General features: G+C 64.7%; 31 protein-coding genes. All 31 read left to right on the top strand.

Features of this window, described 5'->3' with window-relative positions; translation table 11 throughout:
* The first annotated feature begins 260 nt into the window (after positions 1–260).
* The 31 genes from ACN0SW_RS01885 (at position 261) to ACN0SW_RS01735 (ending at position 24,203) form a co-directional block, all read left to right on the top strand.
* Positions 261–1,346 (top strand): hypothetical protein, encoded by a 1,086-nt coding sequence (locus tag ACN0SW_RS01885; RefSeq protein ID WP_417726187.1) that lies wholly within the window; start codon positions 261–263, stop codon positions 1,344–1,346.
* Positions 1,339–1,704, top strand: a complete 366-nt coding sequence (locus ACN0SW_RS01880) for a hypothetical protein (protein ID WP_417726186.1) — start codon at positions 1,339–1,341, stop codon at positions 1,702–1,704. The genes ACN0SW_RS01885 and ACN0SW_RS01880 overlap by 8 nt, the downstream gene beginning before the upstream one ends.
* 17 nt (positions 1,705–1,721) lie before the next feature.
* Positions 1,722–2,681 carry a hypothetical protein gene (locus ACN0SW_RS01875; protein WP_417726185.1) on the top strand — a complete coding sequence of 320 codons (960 nt, stop codon included), beginning with the start codon at positions 1,722–1,724 and terminating at the stop codon, positions 2,679–2,681.
* A complete protein-coding gene (locus ACN0SW_RS01870) occupies positions 2,678–3,034 on the top strand; it encodes a hypothetical protein (protein ID WP_417726184.1) in 357 nt (118 codons plus the stop codon). Before ACN0SW_RS01875 ends, ACN0SW_RS01870 begins: the two co-directional genes overlap by 4 nt.
* Before the next feature lie 83 nt (positions 3,035–3,117).
* Complete coding sequence (locus ACN0SW_RS01865; RefSeq protein ID WP_417726183.1) at positions 3,118–3,345, top strand: hypothetical protein; 228 nt, start codon at positions 3,118–3,120, stop codon at positions 3,343–3,345.
* Positions 3,318–3,770, top strand: coding sequence for a gp436 family protein (locus tag ACN0SW_RS01860; protein ID WP_417726182.1), 453 nt, complete (start codon positions 3,318–3,320; stop codon positions 3,768–3,770). Before ACN0SW_RS01865 ends, ACN0SW_RS01860 begins: the two co-directional genes overlap by 28 nt.
* 1 nt (position 3,771) lies before the next feature.
* Positions 3,772–4,269 carry a phage virion morphogenesis protein gene (locus ACN0SW_RS01855; protein WP_417726181.1) on the top strand — a complete coding sequence of 166 codons (498 nt, stop codon included), beginning with the start codon at positions 3,772–3,774 and terminating at the stop codon, positions 4,267–4,269.
* Positions 4,266–4,697 (top strand): hypothetical protein, encoded by a 432-nt coding sequence (locus tag ACN0SW_RS01850; protein WP_417726180.1) that lies wholly within the window; start codon positions 4,266–4,268, stop codon positions 4,695–4,697. Before ACN0SW_RS01855 ends, ACN0SW_RS01850 begins: the two co-directional genes overlap by 4 nt.
* The gene (locus ACN0SW_RS01845) at positions 4,694–4,816 is read left to right on the top strand and encodes a hypothetical protein (protein ID WP_417726179.1); all 123 of its coding nucleotides are present in this window, start codon (positions 4,694–4,696) and stop codon (positions 4,814–4,816) included. Before ACN0SW_RS01850 ends, ACN0SW_RS01845 begins: the two co-directional genes overlap by 4 nt.
* On the top strand, positions 4,813–5,748 hold the full coding sequence (locus ACN0SW_RS01840) for a phage tail tube protein (protein WP_417726178.1): 936 nt from the start codon (positions 4,813–4,815) through the stop codon (positions 5,746–5,748). Before ACN0SW_RS01845 ends, ACN0SW_RS01840 begins: the two co-directional genes overlap by 4 nt.
* A gap of 38 nt (positions 5,749–5,786) precedes the next feature.
* Positions 5,787–6,116, top strand: coding sequence for a hypothetical protein (locus ACN0SW_RS01835; protein WP_417726177.1), 330 nt, complete (start codon positions 5,787–5,789; stop codon positions 6,114–6,116).
* Between the two features lie 98 nt (positions 6,117–6,214).
* Positions 6,215–6,463: a DUF1799 domain-containing protein gene (locus ACN0SW_RS01830; RefSeq protein ID WP_417726176.1), complete on the top strand. Its 249-nt coding sequence runs from the start codon at positions 6,215–6,217 to the stop codon at positions 6,461–6,463.
* 1 nt (position 6,464) lies between these two features.
* Complete coding sequence (locus ACN0SW_RS01825) at positions 6,465–9,125, top strand: phage tail length tape measure family protein (protein ID WP_417726175.1); 2,661 nt, start codon at positions 6,465–6,467, stop codon at positions 9,123–9,125.
* Positions 9,125–9,796: a hypothetical protein gene (locus ACN0SW_RS01820; RefSeq protein WP_417726174.1), complete on the top strand. Its 672-nt coding sequence runs from the start codon at positions 9,125–9,127 to the stop codon at positions 9,794–9,796. The genes ACN0SW_RS01825 and ACN0SW_RS01820 overlap by 1 nt, the downstream gene beginning before the upstream one ends.
* A complete protein-coding gene (locus ACN0SW_RS01815) occupies positions 9,793–10,452 on the top strand; it encodes a hypothetical protein (RefSeq protein ID WP_417726173.1) in 660 nt (219 codons plus the stop codon). Before ACN0SW_RS01820 ends, ACN0SW_RS01815 begins: the two co-directional genes overlap by 4 nt.
* Positions 10,449–10,850 (top strand): DUF6950 family protein, encoded by a 402-nt coding sequence (locus ACN0SW_RS01810; RefSeq protein ID WP_417726172.1) that lies wholly within the window; start codon positions 10,449–10,451, stop codon positions 10,848–10,850. Before ACN0SW_RS01815 ends, ACN0SW_RS01810 begins: the two co-directional genes overlap by 4 nt.
* The gene (locus tag ACN0SW_RS01805; RefSeq protein ID WP_417726171.1) at positions 10,847–14,659 is read left to right on the top strand and encodes a phage tail protein; all 3,813 of its coding nucleotides are present in this window, start codon (positions 10,847–10,849) and stop codon (positions 14,657–14,659) included. The genes ACN0SW_RS01810 and ACN0SW_RS01805 overlap by 4 nt, the downstream gene beginning before the upstream one ends.
* Before the next feature lie 2 nt (positions 14,660–14,661).
* Positions 14,662–15,069 (top strand): hypothetical protein, encoded by a 408-nt coding sequence (locus ACN0SW_RS01800; protein WP_417726170.1) that lies wholly within the window; start codon positions 14,662–14,664, stop codon positions 15,067–15,069.
* Entirely contained in the window at positions 15,062–15,403 is a 342-nt protein-coding gene (locus ACN0SW_RS01795) for a hypothetical protein (RefSeq protein WP_417726169.1), read from the top strand. The genes ACN0SW_RS01800 and ACN0SW_RS01795 overlap by 8 nt, the downstream gene beginning before the upstream one ends.
* A gap of 25 nt (positions 15,404–15,428) precedes the next feature.
* Positions 15,429–15,833: a hypothetical protein gene (locus tag ACN0SW_RS01790; RefSeq protein ID WP_417726168.1), complete on the top strand. Its 405-nt coding sequence runs from the start codon at positions 15,429–15,431 to the stop codon at positions 15,831–15,833.
* The gene (locus ACN0SW_RS01785) at positions 15,833–16,441 is read left to right on the top strand and encodes a helix-turn-helix domain-containing protein (RefSeq protein ID WP_417726167.1); all 609 of its coding nucleotides are present in this window, start codon (positions 15,833–15,835) and stop codon (positions 16,439–16,441) included. The genes ACN0SW_RS01790 and ACN0SW_RS01785 overlap by 1 nt, the downstream gene beginning before the upstream one ends.
* Before the next feature lies 1 nt (position 16,442).
* Positions 16,443–16,922, top strand: a complete 480-nt coding sequence (locus tag ACN0SW_RS01780) for a hypothetical protein (protein ID WP_417726166.1) — start codon at positions 16,443–16,445, stop codon at positions 16,920–16,922.
* Positions 16,923–16,925: 3 nt separating this feature from the next.
* Positions 16,926–18,344, top strand: coding sequence for a glycine-rich domain-containing protein (locus tag ACN0SW_RS01775; RefSeq protein ID WP_417726165.1), 1,419 nt, complete (start codon positions 16,926–16,928; stop codon positions 18,342–18,344).
* Positions 18,344–18,637 (top strand): hypothetical protein, encoded by a 294-nt coding sequence (locus ACN0SW_RS01770; RefSeq protein ID WP_417726164.1) that lies wholly within the window; start codon positions 18,344–18,346, stop codon positions 18,635–18,637. Before ACN0SW_RS01775 ends, ACN0SW_RS01770 begins: the two co-directional genes overlap by 1 nt.
* Before the next feature lie 163 nt (positions 18,638–18,800).
* Positions 18,801–19,019 (top strand): Com family DNA-binding transcriptional regulator, encoded by a 219-nt coding sequence (locus ACN0SW_RS01765; RefSeq protein WP_417726163.1) that lies wholly within the window; start codon positions 18,801–18,803, stop codon positions 19,017–19,019.
* Positions 18,988–19,170: a hypothetical protein gene (locus tag ACN0SW_RS01760; RefSeq protein WP_417726162.1), complete on the top strand. Its 183-nt coding sequence runs from the start codon at positions 18,988–18,990 to the stop codon at positions 19,168–19,170. The genes ACN0SW_RS01765 and ACN0SW_RS01760 overlap by 32 nt, the downstream gene beginning before the upstream one ends.
* The gene (locus tag ACN0SW_RS01755; protein ID WP_417726161.1) at positions 19,167–20,276 is read left to right on the top strand and encodes an ABC transporter ATP-binding protein; all 1,110 of its coding nucleotides are present in this window, start codon (positions 19,167–19,169) and stop codon (positions 20,274–20,276) included. The genes ACN0SW_RS01760 and ACN0SW_RS01755 overlap by 4 nt, the downstream gene beginning before the upstream one ends.
* A 216-nt stretch (positions 20,277–20,492) precedes the next feature.
* Complete coding sequence (locus ACN0SW_RS01750) at positions 20,493–21,635, top strand: acyl-CoA dehydrogenase family protein (protein ID WP_417726160.1); 1,143 nt, start codon at positions 20,493–20,495, stop codon at positions 21,633–21,635.
* On the top strand, positions 21,632–22,681 hold the full coding sequence (locus ACN0SW_RS01745; RefSeq protein WP_417726159.1) for an enoyl-CoA hydratase/isomerase family protein: 1,050 nt from the start codon (positions 21,632–21,634) through the stop codon (positions 22,679–22,681). Before ACN0SW_RS01750 ends, ACN0SW_RS01745 begins: the two co-directional genes overlap by 4 nt.
* Complete coding sequence (gene mmsB, locus ACN0SW_RS01740; protein ID WP_417726158.1) at positions 22,678–23,550, top strand: 3-hydroxyisobutyrate dehydrogenase; 873 nt, start codon at positions 22,678–22,680, stop codon at positions 23,548–23,550. Before ACN0SW_RS01745 ends, mmsB begins: the two co-directional genes overlap by 4 nt.
* Positions 23,550–24,203 (top strand): Crp/Fnr family transcriptional regulator, encoded by a 654-nt coding sequence (locus ACN0SW_RS01735; RefSeq protein WP_417726157.1) that lies wholly within the window; start codon positions 23,550–23,552, stop codon positions 24,201–24,203. The genes mmsB and ACN0SW_RS01735 overlap by 1 nt, the downstream gene beginning before the upstream one ends.
* Positions 24,204–24,242: the final 39 nt, after the last annotated feature.

Raw genomic sequence — 24,242 nt, 5'->3', positions numbered from 1 at the left:
AACCGACCCCACCAGACGCAATGGCCTCTCGGCGCGCCATTAAATACCCTTTTAATACCCCCCTCGGGGATTTTGCGACCCAACCCCCGCCAGAGCCGGAAGCGCACTCAGCGGGCCGTTCTGGGGCCGTTTGCATTCCGGGCTTGCCGCATGCCCTCAGAGGGCGCTAGTCTTACCCAAGATGGCACGCGCAGCGCCCCACCCTCTCCCCTGAAGCCCTTCATCTGATCTGGCCCGTCGCCCCGGCTTAATGTCGGGTCATGACAAAACCGCTTCACATCTTCCGCGCTGGCCGCCACACCGCCCAATCCGGGCAGAGCTTCGAGTTTTCCGAAGCCGAGGTCGAGGGCATTGCCACCGCCTATGATCCCGCCCTCCATGAGGCGCCCATCGTCGTGGGCCATCCTCGCACCGATGCCCCGGCTTACGGCTGGGTCAAACGCTTGCGCGCCGAAGGAGCCGAGCTTTTTGCCGAGCCTGACCAGGTGGAGCCCGCCTTCGCCGAGATGGTGCGCGCGGGACGCTTCAAGCGGATCAGCGCCTCCTTCTATCCTCCTCAATCCGCCGCAAACCCGACCCCCGGCACCTATTACCTAAAGCATGTGGGCTTTCTGGGCGCACAGCCCCCCGCCGTGAAGGGCCTCAAGGCCGCCGAGTTCGCCGAGGACGCCGAGGCCGTGACCCTCGAGATCGCCTTCTCGGAAGAGGACGCGCCCGCTGCCAGTTTCGCGGACACCCTGAAAGGCGCGATTGCCGCCGTCCTGTCCTGGGCACGCACGCCCGCAGGTCAGGAGGCCCTCCGCGACGCCGCAGGCGCGCCCGAGACCGGGCAAACCCAATTCGCCGAACCCCAAAAAGGAGAACCCGATATGTCCGGCACGGACACGCAAACCCCCGAAGACCGCCAAGCCGCGCTCGATGCGCGCGCGGCCGAGCTCGACGCGAAGGAAGCCGCCTTCGCCGAGGCCCAAAGCAAGACGCGCCGCGCCGAGGATGCCGCCCTGGTCGAGGCCTTGGTCAAGGACGGGCGCATCGCGCCGGGTCTCAAGGACGAGATGGCCGCGTTCATGGAAAGCCTCGACGCGACCGACGAGGTGGCCTTTGCCGAAGGAAAGAGCGCCAGTCCGCGCGCGTGGTTCCGCGAGCTGCTTACAAAGCAGACCAAGCCGCTGATCGATTTCAGCGAGCGCGCGGGCGGAGATGCCCTGCCGCAGGTCAAGGGGCCAGACGACATCACCGCCGCCGCCAAGCGTCTGATCAAGGACGCCGAGGCGGAGGGCCGCACGCTGAGCTTTGCCGAGGCCGCGCGCCAGATCGAGGAAACCATGGAGAGCGACAATGGCTAACCCCGGAATGTTCATCAAATCCTACACCGCCGAAGCTGCGGTGCCCGGTCGCCGGATCGTCAAGTTCGGCGCAAGCGGCGGCATTCTCGTTGCCGCCTCTGCGACCAACCTCGCAATCGGCATCTCCGATCAGCTGGACGCCGCGCTTGGCGACATTCAGGACGTCATCATGTCCGGATCGGCCGAGCTTGAGCTTGCGGGCACAGTTGCCGCCGGTGCGCCGGTCGCGGCGAACGCCACCGGCCTCGGCGTCGCGGCTATCACCGGAGTTGGAAACGTCGCCGTAGGCTACGCGCTGCAGGCAGGCGTGGCTGGCGACATCATCGACGTGGCGATTGCCCGCCACTCTGTCACCTGATCCTGAGGAGCTGATCCATGCCCACCCCCACCCCCTTCGTCGTCGATCCGGTTTTGACCGCCATCGCCGTCAACTACCGCAACCCCGATATCTCCTTCATCGCCGACGAGGTGATGCCGCGCGTGCCGGTCATGGCCCCGGATTTCAAATGGACGTATTTTCCGCCCGAACAGATGTTCACGGTGCCCGACACGGAAGTGGGCCGCAAAGGTCTGGTCCAACAGGTCGAGTTCACCGGAGAAGAAAAGACCTCCTCGGTCAAGGACTACGGTCTCGACGACGTGGTGCCGCAGCGCGACATCGATGCCGCCCGGGCACTCCGCGCCGCTGGCAACTCGGCCTTCGATCCCGAGGCGCGCGCTGTCGAGGGGCTGACCCATCTGATCCAGCTCGACCGCGAAAAGCGCGTCGCAGCCATGGTGCAGGACGCGGCCAATTATGACGCCGACAAGAGGGTGGTACTTGCGGGCGCGGGCCAGTTCACCGACCCCACGTCCGACCCTATCGGCGTGATCTCTGCCGCTCTGGACGCCACCTTCATCATGCGCCCGAACGTGGGCGCGATGGGGCGCAAGGCCTGGACGGCGCTCTCGACCCATCCCGATATCCTGAAGGCCATCAACCGGACCTCGGGCGACAAGGGCCGCGCCAGCCGCGAGGCGGTGGCCGAGCTGTTCGAGCTGAACGAAATCCTCGTCGGTGACAGCTACATCAACTCGGCCCGCAAGGGTCAGACGGCGGCCTTCGAAAAGGTCTGGGGCGGCAATATCGCCCTGATCCATCGCAACACGCAAGCGGGTCCCGACGGCACCGCCCCCGCATGGGGTTGGACCGCGCAGTTTGATGGCCGCGTCTCGGGGCGGTTCTTCGATCCCAAGGTCGGGCTGAAAGGGGCCACCACCCTGCGGGTGGGCGAGCAGCTGCGCGAAGTCATCGCGGCCCCCGCCACCGGCTATCTGATCGAGGACGCGGCATGAGCTATCTCATCAAACGCACCGTGATCGCAGCCTCGCGGCTTGAGGCGGGAACGACCCACCCCGCGCAAGAGATCGGCAGCGCGGCGCAGGTTGCGCGCCTTCTGGCCTTGGGCGCAATCGAAGAGACCGACGGCGGGGCTGACACCGCGCCGCCGCCTGTCCTCGACGACGCGCTGCGCGTGGCCTTGACCAATGCCATCAACGCCCTCGCCCCCGACGCCTTCGACAAAGGCGGCAAGCCCAAGGTCAAGGCGCTGCAAGACGCACTCCCCGGCCTTGCAGACCAGATCACCGCCGCTGCGCGGGACGCCGTCTGGGCCGAGATGCAGGCCGCCGCCAACGCGGCCTCCTGACAATACTCCAAGGGGACGCCGCCATGGATCAGGCGTGACAGCCGGGAGAGACCGGCACCAAACACCCAACCCGGAGGCGCATCATGTCCGAGACGATCAAGAGCACCGACGACGCCCGGGTCGCGAACAGCCCCCTGCGGCATGCCTACCGGACGCTGAGCGACAGCGAAAAGGCCAAAGTTGAGGCGATCAAGGACATGGGCCAAAGGTTCCTCGGCGAGATTGCCGCCAATCAGGGCCGCGAATTTGCGCTCGCACGCACCAAGATTGAAGAGGCCGTCATGTGGGCCGTCAAAGGGGTGACCCGCTGATGCCCTATCTCGCCGCCCAGGACATGATCGACCGTTATGGCGAGGAGTTCCTCGCCGAGGTCACGGCGCGGGACACAGCCCCCGGCGTGATCGATATGGCCGCGCTGCAGGTGGCCGTCGACGATGCCGTATCCGTCGCCGAGAGCTATGTGGCCGGGCTTTACAACGCGGCCAATCCACCGCGCGCCCTGACGATGCACGCGGCGGCCATTGCCTGGCACCGGCTGCTCGGCGCACGGGCGGCCGCATTTGACGGGGCCAAGGAAGGCTATGAGGCCGCGCTCAGCTTCCTGCGCGAGGTGCGCCGGGGCGAGGCCTCGCTTGGCGACGAGACGCCCGAGGACACCGGCCAGGGCAATCCCCAGCTGCCTCAGATCAGCGCGCCGGAGGGCACCTTCAGCCGCGACAGCCTCAAGGGGTTCTGACATGGTCACCCTCACCGTCAGTCTCGACAGTCTCGACTTTGACAATGCCGTGGCCAATGGGCTGCGCCAGTTGTCCGACCTCACCCCTTTGATGCGCCGCATCGGCACCGTTCTGGAAACCTCCGTCTCCGAGCGGTTCGAGAAGAGTGAAGGCCCGGGCGGCATCGTTTGGCCGGTCTCGCACCGCGCGCGCGAATCCGGCGGCAAGACGCTGGTCGACAGCACACGGCTGCGCGACAGCATCGTGACAGAGGCCGATAGCTTTTCCGCCCGCATCGGCACCAATGTGCCCTATGCCGCCACGCATCAGTTCGGAGCCTTCATCGAGCCGACCGGCGCGGACGCCGCCGCAAAGCTGGCCTTCACCTTGCCCAATGGCCAATTCATCATGGTCGACCAGGTCGAGATCCCGGCCCGGCCATTCCTCGGCTTTGACGAAAAGGACGAGACCAACATCGTCGACACGGTCGAGGCCTATCTGCGCGAGGTCTTCGAATGATCGGTGACGTTATCACCCGGATCGAAGCGCAAGTGCCCGAGTTGTCGGGTCGTGTCGACGGCGGCCGCGCCTTTGTCGACCTCATCCGCTCCAAGAAACTGCCCGCGCAATCGGTCGCGGCCTATGTGTTTCCCAGCGGCATGCAGGGCGGGCGCGCCGATGCCGCATCGGGCGTCTACAGCCAGATGCTGACCCACCGCACCAGCGTGGTGATCTTTGTGCAGAGTTTTGACCGCACCGGTGCGACTGCTCTCGACAAGATCGACCAGTTCCTGATGCGCGTGGTGCGCGCCGTGGCGGGCTGGGCACCGGGCAACGAGGTCGGCGTACATAAGTTCGAACGCGGCCAACTGATCGAGAGCGGGGCCGGTCGCCTTGCCTATCAGCTCGATTTCTCCATCGACGATCAACTGAGGATCCTGTCATGACCAATCTCCCCACCTCCGGCGGGTCTTACACTCGCGACGACAAGGGCGCGCTCAAGCCCACCGGCACGCCGCCCAAGCCCACGCCGAAACCCGAAGCCAAAAAGGACGCTGACAAATGAGCCTGCTCTGGAGACACAAGGTCCTGCTGGCCAAGCTGGAGACCACCTACGGCACCGATGCCGTTCCCACCGGCACGGATGCCATCCTCGCCACCGATGTGCGCCTGTCGCCGATGCAGGGTCAGGACCTCGACCGCAATCTCGACACTCCGCATGGCGGCCCCACCGGCACGATCCCGGTCGATCTGCACCGGACAATCTCGTTCAAGGTCGAGCTGGCCGGGTCGGGAGCCGCCGGTACCGCGCCCCGTTGGGGTCGTCTCCTGCGCGCCTGTGGCTGCGCCGAGACCGTGACCGTGGCCACCTCCGTGGTCTACAACCGGGTCTATTCGAACCTTGAGAGCGTGACGCTGCACCTCAACATCGGCGGCACGCTCTATGCCATGGTGGGCGTGCGCGGCACCGCCGCCTTTGACGTCTCGGCCTCGGGCATTCCCTATATCGAGTTCGAGTTCACGGCACTCTATGTGGCTCCGGCCGACGTGGCCCAGCCAACCCCGGACTTCTCGGGCATTCCAGATCCGCTGGCCGCCTCGGATGCCAACACGCCGGTGTTTACGATTGACGGCACCGCGCTGGTGATGCGCAGCTGCAAGCTCACGCTCGCCAATCGCATCGAGGCGCAGTTCCTGATCGGCGAGGAGGAAGTTGTCCTCGACGGGCATGAGAACACCTTTGAGGCGCGGGTGCGGGCCGTTGCGCTGGCCGCCTTCAACCCCTTCGCCATGGCCGCCGCCCAAGCCAAACTCGCCGTGGTGGTAGAGCATGGCAAGACGGCGGGCAACATCGTCAACATCACCGCACCCAATGCGCAGATGCAGCGCCCCGAAGGGCTGGAGGACGGACAGGGCCGCAAGGAATGGCCGCTGCGCCTTGTGCCGTTGCCGACCACCTCCACCGCCGCAAACCAGTGGTCGATGACGCTGACCTGACGCCCTTCAATGCCCCGTTCAACAGAGAGTTAAATCCCATGTTCAAGATCGACCAGACCCCGAGTTTCACCCACCGCGTCGAGATCAAGGTGCCCGCAGACGGCGGCCACGAGCTGCAGGACATGCAGGTCACCTTCCGCGTGCTGCCCGACGAGGAGGTCGAAGGCTTCGACATGCGCACCGCGCGCGGCGAGCGGGAGTTTCTGGGAGCCGTGGTTACGGGTTTTGACGACGTCGAGGACGAGAAAGGCGCGAAGCTGCCCTATAGCCACGCCCTGCGCGACCGGCTGATTGGTCTCGCTTATGTCCGCGTGGCGATGATCAACGCCTATTATGCAGCGATCATGGGGAAGCGGGTAAAAAACTGAAATGGGCCGGGCGGGCATGGGCGCGGGGCGACCTGATCGAGGAAGAGACAGGCGGCGACCATGACGACGAGGCGGCATTCTGGGGTATCGACCCAAGCGTGCTCACCCGTGGTCCGTCCGGCTCTGGTGTCTGGCCGCAGAACGCCCCGGCCGTGCGGGCCTTTCTGGCAGTCTGCAATCAATGGCGCACCATCTCGGCCGGGCTGGCGGGCTTCCGCGTCGTGGGCCTCGATTACTCGGCCGCCCGGGCGGGTCTGCGCTTGAGCGGGATACGCCCCACGCCCGAGCTTTGGGCCGAGGTGCAGGTGATCGAAGGCGCGGCCGTGGCCGCGATGCGGGAGAGCTGACATGACATTGCGTGTCCAGGGCGAAATCCTGATGGACGCCGATCAGGCGAAGGCGGAGCTGCAGGCCACCGGCAGTGCCGCCAAGACGGCCGCCGGGGATATTCGCGGCGTCGGCACCCAAGGTGCGACCGCCGCACGCGGCGTGAAACAGCTCGAAACCGCCGCGCGGACCTCGGCGACGGGCCTTGCCGCCGCCAGTTCCGCCGCCGACGTGAACGCCGCCGCGACCCAGAAACTGGCCTCGGCCAACCGCCTTGCCGCCGGATCGATGGGCAACCTCGTGGCGCAGGGCAATGACGTGTTCGTCATGCTGGCGGCGGGTCAGAACCCGCTGACGCTGGCCATCCAGCAGGGCACGCAAATCACGCAAGTCATCGGCCCGCTTGGGGCTGCGGGCGCGTTCCGGGCTTTGGGCGGCGCGGTTCTTGCGATGCTGAGCCCGATCAATCTGATCACCATCGGCGCACTGGCGGCGACGGCCACGCTGGTCAATTGGTTCACCTCTGCCTCGGAGGAAGGTGAGAGCTTTGCCGATACGGTCGAGGCGTTAGAGACCCGGATCGACAGCCTCAAGGACAAGATCGCCGAGGCCTCGGCCACCCGGTTGGAGCTGGCCGAGCGGTTCGGCGAAGGCTTTGTCGAGCGCGCGCAAGATCTGCTTGACCGGATTGTCGAGGCTGAAAAGCGCATCACCGCCCGTGAGACGCGCGAGAGCATCGGAAGTTTTCTGGGCGAGACCGGCGTCGACTTTGGGCGCGTCAACCGCAACCGCGAACTCCTGCCGCAATCTGTCGACGGCGGGCTTGACGTGGCCGAAGGGCAGGCACTTTCTACCCTGGCGTCCGAGCTTGACCTCAGCGGCCTCTTTGGGCGGATGCGCGCCGGGAGCCGTCAACTTGTCCAGGACGTTCTCAATGATTTTGCCGCCCTCGAGGAGGCCGCCGAAGGCACCGTCGAAGACCAAGCCGCCGCCGTCGACGCGCTGATCGAGAGCTACACTCTTGCGGCGGCGGCTTCAGGGGAAACCTCTGACTTGGAGCTGGAGCGGCTCGACACGCTCAGAAAGATGCGTCTCACGCTGGCAGAGGTCGCCCAGCTCCAGTCCCAAGACCCCGCGCAAAACCGCCAGACCGAGGAAATGCTGACCTTCCTCGATCTGGTGACCAAAAGCACCGGCGAGCAGCTGAAGGCCGAGGCGGCCGCATCCTCTCTGCTGTCGACGCTGACCGAACAGAACGCGGTTGCCGAGGCCATCGCACAGCATGGGGCGGACAGTGTCGAAGTCACCCGGCTGCGCGCGCAGTTCGCGCTCGACGCAAAGCTTGAAGAAATCGAGGCTTCAAAGGCCTCAGAGGTAACAAAGGACGCGCTCCGGGACGCCGCACAAGCTGCGTTTGACCTGTCCACGGCAGATATTTCCGGCGTGTTGAACGCGGCCGCCAATGAGGCCGCCCGTCTCTCGGCCGAGGTACGCGGTGCGGTCGACGCGATGGCTGACCTGCAGTCCCAAGGCGAGGTCGGGCTGGAGACGGCGCGCATCCGGGCGGAGTTTCGCGACGATCCGGTTGGCAGGGCTGGAGCCTTGGCCGGTGCACGGTTTGACCGCGAGGCGGCCCCGATCCGGGACGCCGGTTTTGAAAATGCCGGAGAAGAAGCCTTTCTCAACGCGCGTCGGGACGCCGTTGTCGACCTTGCCCGCGAGACCGCGCGCCTCAATGAGCTGGCAAAGCCCGACCGGGCCGGGATTGGCGCGCGCAACAAGGCCGCCAACGAGGCCTTGCGCGAGCAGCAAGCCGTTGGCCGGCTGATCGAGACCAAGCGGCGGGAACTGGAAGCCCTGCGTGAAACCAACCCGGTCCAGCGCGAAATGATCCGCCTGCGCGAGCGGCTGACCGCCGCGACGCCAAAACAGCGCGAGGAACTTGAGGCGCTGATCGAGGCCCATGAACACGAGCGCGTCGCCATGGAGCGCAAGGAGGAATTTCGCGATGCCGTCGACGACGTCCTGCTCGAGGCCGAAAGCCTCCGGGACGTCTGGGAAGGGATCGGCGACATGATCATCCGCGCGGCCAAGGAAGCGCTGATCCTCGGCACCGGCCCGCTGGGCGGCCTCTTTGGCGGCAGCGGCAGCGGCCTATTGGGCGGTCTCTTTGACGGGATCGGCGATGTCTTTGACCTCTTCTCGGGCGGATCGCTTATTAACATTGCCACGGGCGGCCTCCCCGGCGAGATGGTGCCCGGTTTTGCCAGCGGCGGCGATCCCCGTGTCACCCGACCCGGCCTCCTTTTGGGCGCGGGCACCGGCCGGGGGGACCGCATCCCGGCACTGGTGAGCGCGGGCGAATTCATCATGACGGCCGAGGCCACGGCCCGCAACCGCGCGGTGCTTGAGGCCATGAACGCAGGTGCGCACATCCCGGGTTTTGCGGGCGGTGGCCTGCCCTTGCCGTCTCAGGCGGGCACTGCAGCACAAGTTCCGGGTGGCGCGGGCGGTCAGGGTGGCGGCGTCACACGGCTGCGGATCGAGCCATCCGAGCTGTTCCGCGTGGTGGCCGAAGAGCGCGCGCGCAACGTAGCGCTCGAGGTTGTCGACGACTTTTCCGCGCAGCAACTGCCGGGGCGGGTCGAGGCGATCCGGCGCGACCCATTGGGGAGAGGATAATGGCGATACAGGTCTGGCCCATTCCGACAACCGAGTTCTTCGATCTCTTGGGGATCGAGCAGGCGACATTCTTTCTGCCCGGTGATGCCACCAATTCGGTGACGGCCGGGGGCGAGGTGATCGTGCACCGGCGCGGCGCGCGGCTCTGGCAGGGCGAGGTGGTGCTGGGCCGCTCAGAGCCTGAGGATATCGCGGCGCAGGAGGCGCTGATCGAGCACCTTCTGGAACCCGGCGCGTCCTTCATGACCTATGATCGACGCCAGTTCGCGCCGCAAGACCCCGGCTATCCGGGCGGGATCAATTGGGCGGCACAGCCTGTGGCAATCAACAGCCTGATCGCTGGCAACCGCGAACTCAGCCTGCGCGGCATGCCGCCGAACTTTACCCTGCGGCGCGGGCAAAAGATCGGGTTCCAGTATCTCACCGGCCCGGTTCGATACGCCGTGCACAGGATTGTCAGCGCCTCCGTCACCGCCGACGCGACAGGCGTCACCGGTGCGTTCGAGGTCTCCCCCTTCATCCGGCCCGGTGCCGTCGTCGGCGCGGCCGTCAACCTTGATCGGCCACAGGCGCGCGCGAAGCTGCTCTCGTTCAAACCCGGCCCCGGCCGCTCATCGCGCACCGAGGGCGGCAGCTTCAGCTGGCAGCAAACGCTGGGGGGCGGGGTATGAGCTTTGACCTCGCCCAGACGGATCAGTTTGCAGAGCGCAGCGGCACCGACGCGCATATCCTCGTGCTGATCGAGCCGCGTGACCGGACCACGGGAGAGACCGTGCCCATGGGGCTCTGGACCGGGGATGACCACCAGACCTTTACCGTCGACGGTGAGAGCCATCTCTTTCTTGGTGCGGGCGCGGTCATTGAGGTGCCGCCGATCCGGGCCGGGATCGGCCTTGAGGTGCGTCGCCACCGCGTCATCCTGCCGCCGATGACGGATGCCGCAAAGCTCGCCTTGCAGGTCTATCAGGCCGCGCAGGCGCGGGTGCGGGTCTGGTCGCAGCCGCTGGATATCTACACCGGCGCGCCCCTGGGCAGCGCGCAGCGCGTCATCAAGGGCTGGTTGGAGACGGCCCCGGAGACGCTGGGCAAGCTCGGCGATCAGTCGCGCACGGAGCTGGTGATCGCCTCGGCCGCCCGGCGGCTTACGTTCCGCCAGCCGCTCTTCAAGTCGGACGCGGCACAACGGTTGCGCGACCCGGCCGACAAATTCCGCGAACATGCCGCCAGCATCGCCGACCGCCCGATCCCGTGGGGTCAGGAAACGGTGGTGACAGAGATCCCGCCGCCACCGCCGCCCCTGCATACCGAAGGGGGCAACCGGGGATGACAGAGCGCGACATCCTCTTGCGGCAATTTCTCGACGCGCGACGCGGGACGGCGTTCCGACCGGGCCTGCTCGACTGTGCGCTCTTCGCGGCCGACTGGATCGTGGAACTGACCGGCGTCGATCCGGCCGCAGACTGGCGCGGGCGTTATCGCACCATTGAGGAGGGCCGCGCGCTGCTGGCCGCTGACGGCTTTGCCTCCCCCGCCGAGGTTCTGGCCTCGATGCTGGTCGAGGGCGCGGGCTGGATGCAGGCGCAAACCGGCGACGTGGCTGTGCTGATCGAGGCGGGCGAAGAGGCCATGGGCGTTGTGGGCGGCGGGCATATCCACGCCCTGCGGCCCCTGCGCGGTCTGGGCGTTGTCCCGATAAATCGCGCCGTCAGGATTTACCGGCCATGAGACTGCTTGTCTGGATCACGGCGCTTTTTCTCGCCTCAAGCGTCCCGGCTTCGGCCGGGCCGGTGGCGGGGCTTGTCGCTGCCGTCTTTGCGGGTGTCACGGCCAAGGCCGTCGCCCTCTTTGCCCTGCGTCTCTTCGCGTCTGTCGGGCTGAGCCTGTTGCAACAGCGCCGCGCCCGGCGCGGACGCAACAGATCCTTCGGGCTACAGGTGACAGCCACCACGCGTGGCGAGCTGGAGAGCGAGACCTCGATCATCGGCCTATATGCCACCAAAGGCCATCTGATCTATCACAACAGCCACGGCCCCAACAACAAGTATTACCAGACCGTGATCGAGTTGGGCGGCCTGCCCGGCGCCACCTTCAGCCGGATCATGGTCGACGGCGTCTATTCCGAGCTGGGGACAGAGGCGCATCCTGATTACGGTCTGCCGCTTATCGCCAAGCGCGACCTCGGCGTCGATTATGCCTGGATCAAGGTTTACGACGGCACGCAAACCACCGCCGACCCGACCTTGGTCGCCAAATACGCCGAGGATGCCGAGACCCCCTGGACCGAGGCCCATGTCGGGCGCGGCATTCCTTATGCCATTCTCACCATGGAAGTGAGTTCCAAGGTCTGGCCAAACGGCGCGCCGGAGCAGCGCTATGAGGAAAACGGCATCCCGTTCTATGACCCACGTCTCGACAGCACGGTCGGCGGCGCGGGCCTGCACCGCTGGGGCGATCCGACGACTTGGGAGCCAACCCGCAATCCCATCGTCAAGATCTACAACATCCTGCGCGGCATAGCCCTCTATGACGGCTCGATCTGGGGCGGTGAGGCCGACGCAGAGGACCTGCCGCTCTGGAACTGGGTGCCTGCGATGAACGCCTGCGACGTGGACGTGACCGGTCGCCCGCAATACGAGGCGGGCTATGAGATCAAGTTCGCCGAGGACACGCCCGGTGATGTCGTCAACGAATTGCTCGCCGCCTGCAGCGGTCAAATCGCGGAATTCGGGGGCTTCTGGTATGTTCAGGTCGGCGCGCCCGACATCGCCGTGGCCACGATCACCGACGACGATCTGTTGGTGACGGACGCCGCCACCAAAGACCCGTTTCCCGAGCTGCTCGAGATCTTCAACCGGGTGACGGCCAAATACGTCTCGCCCGGTGCGCTCTGGAACGGCGTGCCGCTCAATATGATCCGCAACGCCACATGGGAGGCCGAGGACGGCATCGCGCGGAATTTCGAGATGGACCTGCCTGCGGTGTTCAATCCGGGGCAAGCCGGGCAATTGGCCGAGGACGCGCTCAAGGATCATCGCCGCTGGCGTCGTCACGCATGGCCGTTGCCGCCCGACTACGCCGGTCTGCGCCCCCTCAATACCGTCTCGGTCACGAGCGTCTGGAACGATTATGACGCCAAGCTCTTCGAGGTCACCGAGATTGTGCTCGACCTGCATCGGTTGACCATTGTCACCTCGCTGCGCGAGCGCGACCCGGCTGATTTTGTGATCAACCCAACCCTCGAAATCCCGGACCGCGCGCAGATCCTGCCCCGCCCCATTCCCACGGACGAGGGCCTGCCGCTCTTTGACGCCGCCGCGCGCAAGGTCTTCAATCAGGCGGGCACCCGCGCGCATGCGGTGGTCGACGTCTTTTGGGATGCCTCCGGCATATCCGAGACCATCAAAGGCATCGCCATCGAGTGCGAGAAGCGCGAGACCGAAGAAGAGGTCTGGAGCGGTACCGTCCTCGATGTCGAGAGGGGCCTCGCAACCATTCAGCCCGTGCCCGCCCTCACCAACCTGCGGGTGCGCGCCAAGGCCCTCGCCGACAATCGCCGGGGGATTTGGAGCGCGTGGATCTGGATCACGAGCGACGACGTGCGCGTCGAGACCGCCGATCTGGCCCAAACCCTCACCACCGTGGCTATCCCCTCTGGGTTGGCGGTCGCCTCCGTGCTGGTGGCCGACGGCGTGGCCCGCGTGTCGGCCGCCTGGGCTGCGGTCGCGGACGCCGTAGCCTATGAGGTGGGTGCCACCACGGGCGGGGTCGAGACCATTTTCCCGGCTGGCGGGACGGCCTGGTCGCGCGACGGCGTGCCGGGGACTGCGATCTCGATCCGCGTCCGCGCCGTTTCCGCGATTGGCATCAAGTCGGATTGGTCCGACCCGGTTGGTATCACGTCTGCCGTGGATACAATCCCGCCTGCTGTCCCGAGCGGCTTGTCTGCGGTGGGCATATTCGAGGGCATCTGGGTCAAATGGGCTGCGAACTCCGAGAGCGACCTGTCGCGCTATGAGGTCGTCGAGCGGGTGTCGGCCACGGCTCCGGGCGTCAGCACTGTGCCGACCTATATCACCACCACGCCGCAATTTATCAGCCAGAACCTGACGGGGGGCCAGACCCTGAACTATTGGGTGCGCGCGGTCGACACCTCGGGCAACAAATCGGGCTGGTCCGTGCGCGAGACGGCCACCGCGCGCGCGGTGGGGGATGTCATCACCACGGAGGCGCTTGCGGATCTGATCGACGCCACCAGCTTTGCGGCGGGTCTGGAGCCGGTCACGGTTGTGGGGTCTCTGCCCACGGTCAAATCCACTGAGCTCGTCGCGTTTGGCGGCAAAATCTATCGCTGGGACGGCACGGCTTATGTCGCCTCGGTGGCAAGCACCGACGTGGTGGGGCAATTTACGGCCGCTTCCATCGCAGCCGGGGCCATCGGCGCGGATCAGCTCGCGGCGCGCTCGGTGGCCACAAAGAACCTGCTGGTCACTGACCTGCAAAACCTGTGGCGGCAACCACAGGTCAACGGGCTGACAGAAGAAGGCACCGACGTTCTCCAAGGGGCTGACATCATCGCCGATCCAACGGGGTCCGCACCGACGACACACGTCGTGCGCTTTCCGACCGGCAATGCCCTTCAACCGACATGGGCCAATTGGTCAGGCGCTGCGGCGGAGCGTGTTGCCGTGCAGCGGGGTGAGCCATTTTACATCTCCGCCTTGGTCTATGTCACCGGGTCCCTCCCCACGAACTTCTTCTTTCAGGCCGCTCACTATAATGGGTCTGGGGCTTTTGTCTCCTCGACAACCCTGTCGCTGGTCTCACAGCTTCAGGTCGGCGCGTGGGTTCGGGTTGTTGGTGCGATTACGCTTTCAACGTCCCTCCCGGCCGAGTATTCCACCGCCCTGTTCCGGTTCCTCGGCGTGGCAAATCAGACGCAGAACGTCTACCTCACCGACGTGAGGCTCTGGCGCGCGAATGGGGCGCAGGTCACGGTTGACGGCTCGCTGCAAGCCCGCCACATCGACGTGAACGACTTGGTGGTGTCTGGCCTCGCGACGGTTGCCACGGCCTATATAACCAACGCGAATATCATTGACCTGAACGCCGCGAAGCTCACCGCCGGTTCGATCACCACGGACAAGATCAACGGGCGCGACATCACCGACCCCTTGTCCTTCTTCGAGAATTACGGCGGCGGCACAAAGACGCCTGCAACTGCGCCTTCGTGGAATAACGCGACGGCTTTCTCAGTCGTGGTGCCGGATAGCGGCTCGATCCTGCTGGTCGACTGTCACGTCAACTGGCTGCTGAACGGCGGATCAACAGCCGCTTCATGGGGCTTGCAGTTTTTGCTCAACGGCGTGGCGTTTGATTCGATGGGTGGCTCTTACTTCCAGGAGCTTGCTCCCTTCCGCCGTGCGATCCCGGTCAGTGCGGGCACGCATACGATCACGCTGCAGTGCCAGCGCGGCACCACCTCTACTTTCCTGATCCAGAACGTCCACTCGGTCGTGACCATTTTGAAGAGGTAACCATGAGATATTCCGGCCTGACCTATGACACCGCGACCGGCATGATCACCGGCTATATTGAGGCCGATGTGGCGACAGTCATGGCCAATGTCAGCCCGGAGCGCGGCTTTCTGGCGGGGACGCTGGCGGATCCGGAAACCCATTACGTTGCCTTTGACCCTATCCGGTTGGAGCCGCGTCCGCAGGTGCCGGTGCCCGCCTCTCCGCAGCCCGTGGGCTGGACCTACACGCTGGTAGACTTGCCTCTTGGCAGCGTGGTCACAGCGCGCAACGAGGCGGGCGACGCGCTGGAAATCACGGACCTGTCCGAGCCTCTGACGCTGGTCGATGCAGGCACCTATCGCCTCACGGTCGCGCCGCCCTTCCCATGGCTCGGCTTCGAGATTGACATGGGGGTCACCAATGCCTGAGTTCGGTCAGAATACGCCCCGCGCACAGGCGATCCGTGCCGCAGCGATCAAGGCCGAATGCCGGGCGCGCATCCTCGCCGTGGCCGACATGGAAACCCAAAGCAACATCGCCCAGGCGGGCATCCTCTTCTCGACCGCCACGCTCAACGGCGCGGCCCGCGCAGACGCTTTGGCCCTCGCGGGCCTCATCGAGGGCGACCAAGACCGCGCCGTGGCGTGGACCTCTTGGCGCAAGGCCATGCAAGCAGAATGCCGCCGCGCCATCGAAGACGGCACCGCCGCCGTCTGGCCTGAAGTGCCTACCGGCGTCGCAGAGTTCGCGGCGCGCCATTGAAACCCACTTTGAAAGGATCCCTGAAATGTCCTCATTTACCACATATCTCGAAGCCGCGATTCTCAACCACGTGTTCCGCAACGTCGCCCTGACAAGCCCCGCGACGATCTATCTGGCGCTCTTTACCTCAGCCCCCACCGACGCGGGCGGCGGGACTGAGGTCTCCGGCAGCGGCTACGCGCGGCAGGTCATCGCGTTTGATGCCCCCGCCGCTGACCCGGCTGACGCCACGCGTCAGGCAGTCCTGAATAGCGCGGCGATCCCGTTCGTGACCACGCATGACCCGGTCGTGAGTGTCGTGGCATACGGTCTGTTCGATGCGGCCACGCTGGGCAATATGCTCACGTGGGCCCCAATCCCGGCCTCTGATCTTGGGGTGAACGCCGAAGTGCGGGTCGATCCGTCGAAGATCAAACAGGCGCTGTCCTGATGGGCCGGGTCGTTTTTGCCAGCAACGGCGGCACGGTGGGTGACGGCGTTCGCGTCACCCGCGTGTCGGACGGTGGCCAGACGCTGGAGGTCATGGTCGACAGCCGGGCGGAAAAGTTCTCGCGGATCATCCTTGTGGACGATCAAAGCAAGCGCACTATCGACACTTTCACCTCGTCCAGTTTCACCCAGCCGGGGGATCATATCCGCGCTGAAGCAGCTTTTCATCGCGAGTTCATCGCGGATATGTTGCCAGAGGATGCTGTTAAGTATCTGCTTGAGGTGGTCGAGATCGGTCTGGCAGCGGATCGCGAGAAATATGCCCGGATCATGGATCACATTCCCAAAGCGGACCGGCGCGGCACGCAATTGCTCAGCCTGCTCTGGACGTCGCGACCGCGCATCCTGACGTATGGCTATATCAGCCAGCAGATCGAGTATATCTCGGGCAGCTACCCCGATGAACTGGCGATCAACGGCGGGATCAAGCGCCTGCGCCGTGCGCTGGAGCAGACGGATCACCCGATCACCATCAACAACCACTATGCCGTCGGATACAACCTGAGCGTCCCAGACGATTGGGTCGCGCCATGGGAAAAGGAGACCTGAAATGGCACTTTCTCGTTTTCCAACGGTCATGCCGCAAAACGTGGAGGCGGTTCTTCGTGCCGCCTCTGCGATCCGGCATGTTCGTTTAGCGACAGGTGATCTTTTGTTCCGCGATCTGGATGCGATCCAGAATGGTCTGGAGCAAGCCAAGATTACATTCGTGCAAGCGTTAACCGAGGCGCAGAAAGCACCGGAGGCCGCGCAAGCGTTCATGGCTTCCGTCAATGGCCCCGCGACACTCGCGCAGTATCAGCAGGGTGCCGTGACGATAGAGACTGCCGCAGCGGCGTGGAATGCGCGGCTGGCCTCTACATTGGCATCGCTTACTTCTGGCGATCTGATCACTCTGGTGACGCGCCCGGATAGTCAGACAAAACACATCGAGCGCTCATCGTTCATTCCGGCTCTAATCGCTGATCCTCTGCGTCAGTCCGCCGAGCTGGGCGCGCTCCTTGACGCCTTTGAAGCCGTAGGAGGCTGATAAATGGCCTACGCCGTCGTCACTAGCTATATCGGCGCGGCAAAGAGCACCGTCAATATCGCTGGCACGGACTATGACGTCTATACGTTCACCTCGACGGCAGGCGGATCGATTGAGTTCAGCGTCGGGGGCGACGTTGACTACCTGATCGTTGGCGGCGGCGGCGGCGGTGCGACCAACCCAAACTTCACGACCAAACGCGGCGGTGGCGGTGGCGCGGGTGGACTTTTGTCGGGTGTGGCCCCGGTCACGGCGACGGTGGCGGCCGTGTCTGTCGGCGCTGGCGGACCTCCGGGGACGGGTAGCGCCGAGGCCGGGTTTGACGGCGCTGCGTCGGCATTTTTGGGATTCAGCGCTCTAGGCGGAGGTGGCGCGGGCGGGGGGACCGGCGCAGGCCGGGCGGGCGGCTCTGGCGGCGGTGCATCCGCAGGTACCCCCTCCTATGGTGGTCTTGGCACAACTGGGCAAGGGACCAGTGGAGGGCAAACCTTCACAACCGGCGGCCACGGAGCCGCAGGGGGTGGTGGTGCTGCTGGTCCCGGTGGTAATGGCGGCATCGACGCCGGAGATGCGACCGCAGGGGATGGTGGGGGCGGACAAGCCAACGATATAACAGGCGTTTTGACTTACTACGCTGGCGGCGGCGGTGGTGGGTCGGCCTCGTCAGACCCCTTGATGCGCGGCCTTGGCGGTATTGGTGGTGGCGGCTCCGGTGCGCTTAAAGATACTGCAAACTCTATCGCGGGCGGCGATGGCACTGGCGGCGGTGGCGGCGGTGGGGCTCCATCCTCTACCAACAACTTCGTCGCATCAAGCGGCGGTGACGGTGTCGTTATCCTACGCGTGGCGTCGCCTGCCAGCGGCACGATCACGAATATCACCGGGACCTCTGTCGCGACTTCTGCGGCTTCGGGTGATGTGGTCAGTGTTGCGCTGATTTCGGGCGCATCAGTTGGCACATCGAGCGTCTCTGGCGAATTGGTATCAGTGTCGCTGCGGGGTGGGGCCTCCGTAGGGGCGTCCCTCGCATCTGGATCAGTTACCAGCATCAAACAGGTCTTGGGCGAGGCGGTTGGCCTGTCTCTGGCCTCTGGCGAGGTGGTCAGGATCACCAAGATATCCGGAGCCTCTATTGGCGCATCGAGCGCCTCCGGCGAATTGGTATCAGTATCGCCGCGGGGTGGGGCATCTATAGGGGCGTCCCTCGCGTCTGGATCCGTTACCAGTGTCACGTTGATCTCGGGCGCGTCCGGTGGTGTGAGCAGCGCGGAATTCAGCGGCTGGAATATCACGGCTTCAGACAGCGTCGACTTCCGAGCAACTGCCCTCTGGGACGACACTCGATTTACCGCGCTCTGGGACGAACCTCAATTTACCGCGCACTGGGATGAGCCGCGATTTGTGGCCAAATGGAGAGACTGATGGACAAGATGACAACCTTCGAGAAGGACACATACTCTGCGATCGTCACCTTTGTGGAGACCGACGGCTCCCCGGCCGACCTGACAGGCGCCAGCGTTGAGGCTTGGGCGTTGGGTGCTGGCGGCCGCATTGCACTGGGGGCTACGGTCCTTGACGGCTTGGCCGGTGAGGTCCGCGTGTTCTGGCCCGCCGAGACCTTTTCAGCAGGGCTCTACGAGGTCCAGCTGCGCGCGTCAAAGGACGGCAAGACGGTCACCTACGCCGCACGGCTATCGGTGGGCCGGTCCATCTAAGGTCGGGGCCACCCCGCCGCATACGGAGAGCTACACCACAGGAGGCCCCGGGACGCACGCTGGAGTGCGCACCCCCGGGGACACGGGGCCAAGTCGGCAAACAGAAACCCCGTCGACCAGACTTCACTCATGGCCGCTCCCTGCCCCAAGGGGCGGCGGGACTATGAGGCGATTCGATTTGGAAGGTCTAGAACTGCGTTGCTGCGCATGCAGCCGTTTGCTATTTAAATATCAGAGAGGGGCGCAAATATCCGGCGTCTCGATCAAGTGCCCGCGCTGCCGGGCAATGAATATCCTGAGGCCAAGAGCCCTTCCCCCAACGCGCGATGCGCAGAGCGAAGGAGCCGAACTTGGCCAGATCGTCCACCCTCCCGAAACCTGAGCTGCCGCCCGGTGCGCCGGGCCTGCCCAAGGGCACCCGCTACCGGCGGCAATATGGCGTCATTGTCCTGCTCGAGGACGAGGCCGCCCAGATCGACGCCTTCGGCCGGTTGCGTCGCCAAGGCTTCAAATGCCGCGTGGTGGTGACATGAAGCTCGCCATTCATCACGCCAGCCCCATCCCCGACACCTATCGCGCGGCCCGGGTCTCCAGCCTCTTCAACGTCGAGGGCGACGCGGATTTCCGCATCGAGGTCGAGGCTGATCTCGCCGCCCGCCCTTGGCAGATCGGCCTCATCGTCGGCCCCTCGGGCAGCGGGAAATCCTCGCTCGCCCGCGCGGCCTTTGGTGCGCAGCTTGACCCGCGCCCGTGGCCCGAGGGCGCGCTGATCGACGCGATTGATCCGGACGGCGCGTTCGATGCCGTGGCGGCGGCGCTCTCGGCCGTGGGACTTGGCACGGTGCCGAGCTGGCTGCGCCCCTATCCCCACCTCTCGACCGGCGAGCAGTTCCGGGCTGAGCTGGCGCGCATTCTGGCGGAGCGGCCGAGCTTTGCCATTCTCGACGAGTTCACCTCGACCATCGACCGGCGCGTGGCCCAAATAGGTGCTGCCGCCTTTGCCAAGGCATGGCGGCGCGGTAAAGGCCAGTTCGTCGCCGTCACCTGTCACGAGGACGTGGTGTCCTGGTTGCAGCCCGATTGGGTGATCGACACCCGCCGGGCAGAGTTCCGCTGGAGGCGTCTTCGACGGGCACCGCGCATTGCCATGGACATTCACCAGACAGACGGCTCCTTCTGGCCCGCCTTTGAGCCGCATCACTACCTGAAGCTGCCCCGCATGATCGCTGCCAATTACTACGTGGGCTTCGTCGACGGCGCGCCCGTGGCGCATCTTGCCGTCTCGACCCGGCCGGGGCTGGTCGAGGGGCGCGCCTGTCGCCTCGTCGTCATGCCCGAATGGCAGGGCGCGGGGCTGGGCCTGCGCTTTCTCAACGAGGTCTGCGCCCTCTGGCGGCGCGGCGTGAACCGCTACGAGCGGCCCATGCCGATGCTCTTTCACACCTCGCACCCGGGCCTCGCCGCAGCGCTCCGCCGCGACCCCCTCTGGGCGCAGGTCTCGGCCATCCTCTACGCCGAATCGAAGGAGCGCAGCATGAAGACCCTTGCCGCCGCCCGGGCGCGCAAGGGGCTCAAATCCGCCGGGTCTGGATATGGCGGGCATTTCCGCGCCGTGCAGGGGTTTCGGTACGTGGAGTGAGAGGGGTATTTAAGGGGGTGTTAAAGGGGCGTTGGCGGGTCGGTGCCGCGCGCTCTTTGAAAACCCCGTTGCTGTAAACTAGAGTGTAATTTACTGCAAACTAAGTTGTCACGCTACAGTCACGCTACAAACGCTACACACGCGACTTGGCTTTGCAATAGTTCTGAAATAGTTGTTAATTAAACAGCCGTTCATTTCAGCAAGCAGGAGCCGCAGATGGATTTCGCCCTTACCGAGGAACAGACCGCCATTTTCGACATGGCGCATGCGTTCGGACAGGACCGGATTGCGCCGCATGCCCGTGATTGGGAACGCGATGGCACCATCCCCAAGGATCTGTGGCCCGAAATTGCGGCCTTGGGCTTTGGCGGGCTCTATGTAAGCGAAGAAGCCGGAGGCTCGGGTCTGACCCGGCTTGATGCGACGCTGGTGTTCGAGGCCCTCTCGATGGCCTGCCCTTCGGTCGCGGCATTCCTGTCGATCCACAACATGTGTGCCAAGATGATCGACAAATTCGGCTCGGACGAGATCAAGGCGCGCGTGTTGCCCAAAGCGATGAGCATGGAAACCGTGCTGTCCTATTGCCTGACCGAGCCAGGGTCCGGCTCGGATGCCGCCGCGCTCAAGACCCGCGCGGAGCGCACCAATGAGGGTTACACCCTCAACGGCACAAAGGCTTTCATCTCGGGCGGCGGTTATTCCGACGCCTATGTCGTAATGGTCCGCACCGGCGCCGACGGACCCAAAGGGATATCGACCGTCTATGTCGAGGACGGCACACCCGGCCTCAGCTATGGCGGGCTCGAGGATAAAATGGGCTGGCGCAGCCAACCAACCCGACAGGTACAGTTTGACAATTGCAACATTTCTTCCGAAAGTTTGGTGGGTGAAGAGGGCAAAGGTTTCACTTATGCGATGAATGGTCTTGATGGTGGCCGTCTCAACATCGCCGCCTGTTCGCTGGGCGCAGCGCAACAAGGCCTGACCCAAACCCTGCGCTACATGGCCGAGCGCAAGGCGTTTGGCAAATCAATCGACCAGTTTCAGGCACTGCAATTCCGCTTGGCTGACATGGAAATCGAATTGCAGGCGGCGCGCACCTTCCTCCGCCAAGCAGCGTGGAAGCTCGACAATGACGCGCCCGATGCCACGAAATTCTGTGCCATGGCCAAGAAATTCGTCACGGAAACCGGCAGCCGCGTGGTCAATCAATGCCTGCAACTGCATGGCGGCTATGGCTATCTGGCCGATTATGGCATCGAGAAACTGGTTCGTGATCTGCGGGTGCATGAAATCCTCGAAGGCACCAATGAAATCATGCGCCTGATCGTGGCGCGCCAATTGCTGGCGGACCAATGAGCACGGATATCCACATCCGCAAAGAGGGGCATGCCGGACGCATCACCCTCACCCGCCCCAAGGCGCTGAATGCGCTCAGTTACGACATGGCCATGGCCATCGAGGCGGCGCTTGATGAGTGGCGCGGAGATGACGGCGTGGCCCTCATCCTGATCGACGCGCAGGGCGACAAGGCGTTTTGCGCGGGCGGCGATATCCAGCAACTCTACGATACGGGCCGCGCCGGGGATTTCGCCTTTGGCCAACGGTTCTGGGCCGATGAATACCGCCTGAACGCCAAGATCGCGGATTATCCCAAACCCTATGTTGCCCTCATACAGGGCTTTGTGATGGGCGGCGGTGTGGGTATTTCCTGCCATGGCACGCACCGCGTCACCTGTGAGAGCACACAAATCGCCATGCCCGAATGCGGCATTGGCCTTGTGCCAGACGTGGGCGGTTCACTGATCCTCGCGCGTGCACCGGGGCGCTTGGGTGAATACCTTGGCACAACAGGCACGCGCATGGGGCCGGATGATGCAATTTACGCTGGCTTTGCAGACACCTACATCCCGCAGATCAAATGGCCGGACCTGACCGCCGCCCTCATCGAGACCGGTGCCCCCAGCGTCATAACCGCCCATGCCGAGACACCGCCCCCCGGCCCCCTGCGCGGCCTCACCCCCCAGATTGACCGGCATTTCAGCGGCGAGACTCTGCGCGATATCGCCAGTTCCCTGCGCGCCGAGGACAGCGATTTCGCCCGAGATACGCTGAAAACCCTCAATCGCAACTCTCCCCTCTCGATGGCCTGCACCATCGAGATGATCCCCCGCCTGCGTGGCCCCGCCGCCGATATCCGGCGCGCCCTTGGCCTTGAATACCGTTTCACCTATCGTGCAATGGAGCACGGCGATTTTCTCGAGGGCATTCGCGCTGCTATCATCGACAAGGACAGAACACCGCATTGGAAACATCAGGCTGACAGCCTGCCAGACATCGCCGTCTCGCAGATGCTACGGCCCTTGGGCGACCATGCCCTGACGCTGGAGGAGGCGCACACATGAAAATCGGATTTATCGGACTGGGCAATATGGGCGCGCCAATGGCGGCCAATCTTGCCAAAGCGGGGCATGAGGTCACCGGCTTTGACATGGCCGACGTCAAGATTGACGGCGTATCCATGGTGACCAGTGCAGCAGAGGCCGCCAAAGGGGCCGCTGTCGTCATCACCATGCTGCCCAATGGCGGCATTCTGCGCAAGGTCGCAGCCGAGGTGATCCCGGTCATGGCACCCGGCGCGGTGCTGCTCGACTGCTCCACCGTCGATGTGGCCAGCGCCCGTGATGTCGCAGCCGAGGCACAGGCGGCAGGCCTCTCAGCGCTTGATGCCCCGGTGTCGGGTGGGGTGGGCGGCGCCACCGCTGGCACACTGACCTTCATGGTTGGTGGTGATGAGGCAGGCTTTAACATCGCTCGGGAACTCTTTGACATTATGGGGCAAAAGGCGGTGCATTGCGGCCCCTCCGGCAATGGGCAGGCGGCCAAGATCTGCAACAACATGATCCTTGGCGTCACCATGATCGCCACCTGCGAGGCCTTTGCTCTGGCTGACAAACTCGGTCTCGACCGGCAGGCAATGTTCGACGTGGTCTCGACCTCCTCGGGCTATAGTTGGTCCATGAACGCCTATTGCCCCGCCCCCGGCATCGGCCCCAAATCCCCGGCCGACAACGATTACAAACCGGGCTTTGCCGCTGAGCTCATGCTCAAGGATCTGCGCCTTTCGCAACAGGCGGCCGAGGCGGCGGATGCCGATACCCCGATGGGCCGTGCCGCTTGCGACCTCTACGCACAGTTCGTCGAGTCCGAAGATGGCGCAGGCCGCGATTTTTCGGCCATGCTGCCCCGATTCGAGCGCCGCGGGCGCGATTGATGGGATGGGTGGCGCGGGCCCCCGGCCTGCCACACCTTGAGCCCGAGGCGACGGCCTTGCTCGACCGGCTGACACCCATGTCCGCGCCAGCGGGCATGGTACTGTTTCATCCGGGCGACACCGTCAAAGGCTTTGTCATCATGCTCTCGGGCCGGGTCGAGGTCTATCTCACCGGCACCTCGGGCCGCGAGCTTTTGCTCTACGCGATCGAGCCGGGTCAAAGCTGCGTGCAGTCCACACTTGGCCTGATGGGCGGTGACGACTATTCCGGCGAGGCTGTCACCCGCGCCCCCTCCGAACTGGTCCTCGTCCCGCGGGAAACCTTCCTGCGCCTCATGGACCTCTCCGACAACTTTCGGCACTTTGTCTTCGCCGCCTTTGCGCAACGCCTGCAATCCATGATGCACCTGCTCGACCGCGTCGCTTTTCAACGCATCGAAACCCGGCTTGCCCGAGGCCTGCTGGACCGCGCGGAAAACGGCACACTGCGCGCCACACATGCCGAGATTGCGGTGATGATCGGCTCCGCCCGCGAGGTGGTGTCGCGCCGCCTTGATGCCCTCGCCCGGCGTGGAATTGTCGCACTCGAACGCGGCGTGGTGCACATAGTAGACCCCGACACCCTGACCGAAATCGCCCAGAGCATAGAGTAAACGCAACCATCAGGCCAATCTGTCCCCCCGCATAAGGCC

The sequence above is a fragment of the Roseovarius sp. genome, assembly GCF_048262375.1.
Classification (GTDB): Bacteria; Pseudomonadota; Alphaproteobacteria; order Rhodobacterales; family Rhodobacteraceae; genus Roseovarius.
Note: the sequence above shows the minus strand (reverse complement) of the source record. Positions and strands in the feature narration are given on the sequence as shown.

What these genes read in the sequence shown, in the direction of transcription:
- ACN0SW_RS01885 (WP_417726187.1), top strand. Translation starts at nt 261, where the DNA reads ATGACAAAACCGCTTCACATCTTCCGCGCTGGCCGCCACACCGCCCAA.
- ACN0SW_RS01880 (WP_417726186.1), top strand. Translation starts at nt 1,339, where the DNA reads ATGGCTAACCCCGGAATGTTCATCAAATCCTACACCGCCGAAGCTGCG.
- ACN0SW_RS01875 (WP_417726185.1), top strand. Translation starts at nt 1,722, where the DNA reads ATGCCCACCCCCACCCCCTTCGTCGTCGATCCGGTTTTGACCGCCATC.
- ACN0SW_RS01870 (WP_417726184.1), top strand. Translation starts at nt 2,678, where the DNA reads ATGAGCTATCTCATCAAACGCACCGTGATCGCAGCCTCGCGGCTTGAG.
- ACN0SW_RS01865 (WP_417726183.1), top strand. Translation starts at nt 3,118, where the DNA reads ATGTCCGAGACGATCAAGAGCACCGACGACGCCCGGGTCGCGAACAGC.
- ACN0SW_RS01855 (WP_417726181.1), top strand. Translation starts at nt 3,772, where the DNA reads ATGGTCACCCTCACCGTCAGTCTCGACAGTCTCGACTTTGACAATGCC.
- ACN0SW_RS01850 (WP_417726180.1), top strand. Translation starts at nt 4,266, where the DNA reads ATGATCGGTGACGTTATCACCCGGATCGAAGCGCAAGTGCCCGAGTTG.
- ACN0SW_RS01845 (WP_417726179.1), top strand. Translation starts at nt 4,694, where the DNA reads ATGACCAATCTCCCCACCTCCGGCGGGTCTTACACTCGCGACGACAAG.
- ACN0SW_RS01840 (WP_417726178.1), top strand. Translation starts at nt 4,813, where the DNA reads ATGAGCCTGCTCTGGAGACACAAGGTCCTGCTGGCCAAGCTGGAGACC.
- ACN0SW_RS01835 (WP_417726177.1), top strand. Translation starts at nt 5,787, where the DNA reads ATGTTCAAGATCGACCAGACCCCGAGTTTCACCCACCGCGTCGAGATC.
- ACN0SW_RS01825 (WP_417726175.1), top strand. Translation starts at nt 6,465, where the DNA reads ATGACATTGCGTGTCCAGGGCGAAATCCTGATGGACGCCGATCAGGCG.
- ACN0SW_RS01820 (WP_417726174.1), top strand. Translation starts at nt 9,125, where the DNA reads ATGGCGATACAGGTCTGGCCCATTCCGACAACCGAGTTCTTCGATCTC.
- ACN0SW_RS01815 (WP_417726173.1), top strand. Translation starts at nt 9,793, where the DNA reads ATGAGCTTTGACCTCGCCCAGACGGATCAGTTTGCAGAGCGCAGCGGC.
- ACN0SW_RS01810 (WP_417726172.1), top strand. Translation starts at nt 10,449, where the DNA reads ATGACAGAGCGCGACATCCTCTTGCGGCAATTTCTCGACGCGCGACGC.
- ACN0SW_RS01805 (WP_417726171.1), top strand. Translation starts at nt 10,847, where the DNA reads ATGAGACTGCTTGTCTGGATCACGGCGCTTTTTCTCGCCTCAAGCGTC.
- ACN0SW_RS01800 (WP_417726170.1), top strand. Translation starts at nt 14,662, where the DNA reads ATGAGATATTCCGGCCTGACCTATGACACCGCGACCGGCATGATCACC.
- ACN0SW_RS01795 (WP_417726169.1), top strand. Translation starts at nt 15,062, where the DNA reads ATGCCTGAGTTCGGTCAGAATACGCCCCGCGCACAGGCGATCCGTGCC.
- ACN0SW_RS01790 (WP_417726168.1), top strand. Translation starts at nt 15,429, where the DNA reads ATGTCCTCATTTACCACATATCTCGAAGCCGCGATTCTCAACCACGTG.
- ACN0SW_RS01785 (WP_417726167.1), top strand. Translation starts at nt 15,833, where the DNA reads ATGGGCCGGGTCGTTTTTGCCAGCAACGGCGGCACGGTGGGTGACGGC.
- ACN0SW_RS01780 (WP_417726166.1), top strand. Translation starts at nt 16,443, where the DNA reads ATGGCACTTTCTCGTTTTCCAACGGTCATGCCGCAAAACGTGGAGGCG.
- ACN0SW_RS01775 (WP_417726165.1), top strand. Translation starts at nt 16,926, where the DNA reads ATGGCCTACGCCGTCGTCACTAGCTATATCGGCGCGGCAAAGAGCACC.
- ACN0SW_RS01770 (WP_417726164.1), top strand. Translation starts at nt 18,344, where the DNA reads ATGGACAAGATGACAACCTTCGAGAAGGACACATACTCTGCGATCGTC.
- ACN0SW_RS01765 (WP_417726163.1), top strand. Translation starts at nt 18,801, where the DNA reads ATGAGGCGATTCGATTTGGAAGGTCTAGAACTGCGTTGCTGCGCATGC.
- ACN0SW_RS01755 (WP_417726161.1), top strand. Translation starts at nt 19,167, where the DNA reads ATGAAGCTCGCCATTCATCACGCCAGCCCCATCCCCGACACCTATCGC.
- ACN0SW_RS01750 (WP_417726160.1), top strand. Translation starts at nt 20,493, where the DNA reads ATGGATTTCGCCCTTACCGAGGAACAGACCGCCATTTTCGACATGGCG.
- ACN0SW_RS01745 (WP_417726159.1), top strand. Translation starts at nt 21,632, where the DNA reads ATGAGCACGGATATCCACATCCGCAAAGAGGGGCATGCCGGACGCATC.
- mmsB (WP_417726158.1), top strand. Translation starts at nt 22,678, where the DNA reads ATGAAAATCGGATTTATCGGACTGGGCAATATGGGCGCGCCAATGGCG.
- ACN0SW_RS01735 (WP_417726157.1), top strand. Translation starts at nt 23,550, where the DNA reads ATGGGATGGGTGGCGCGGGCCCCCGGCCTGCCACACCTTGAGCCCGAG.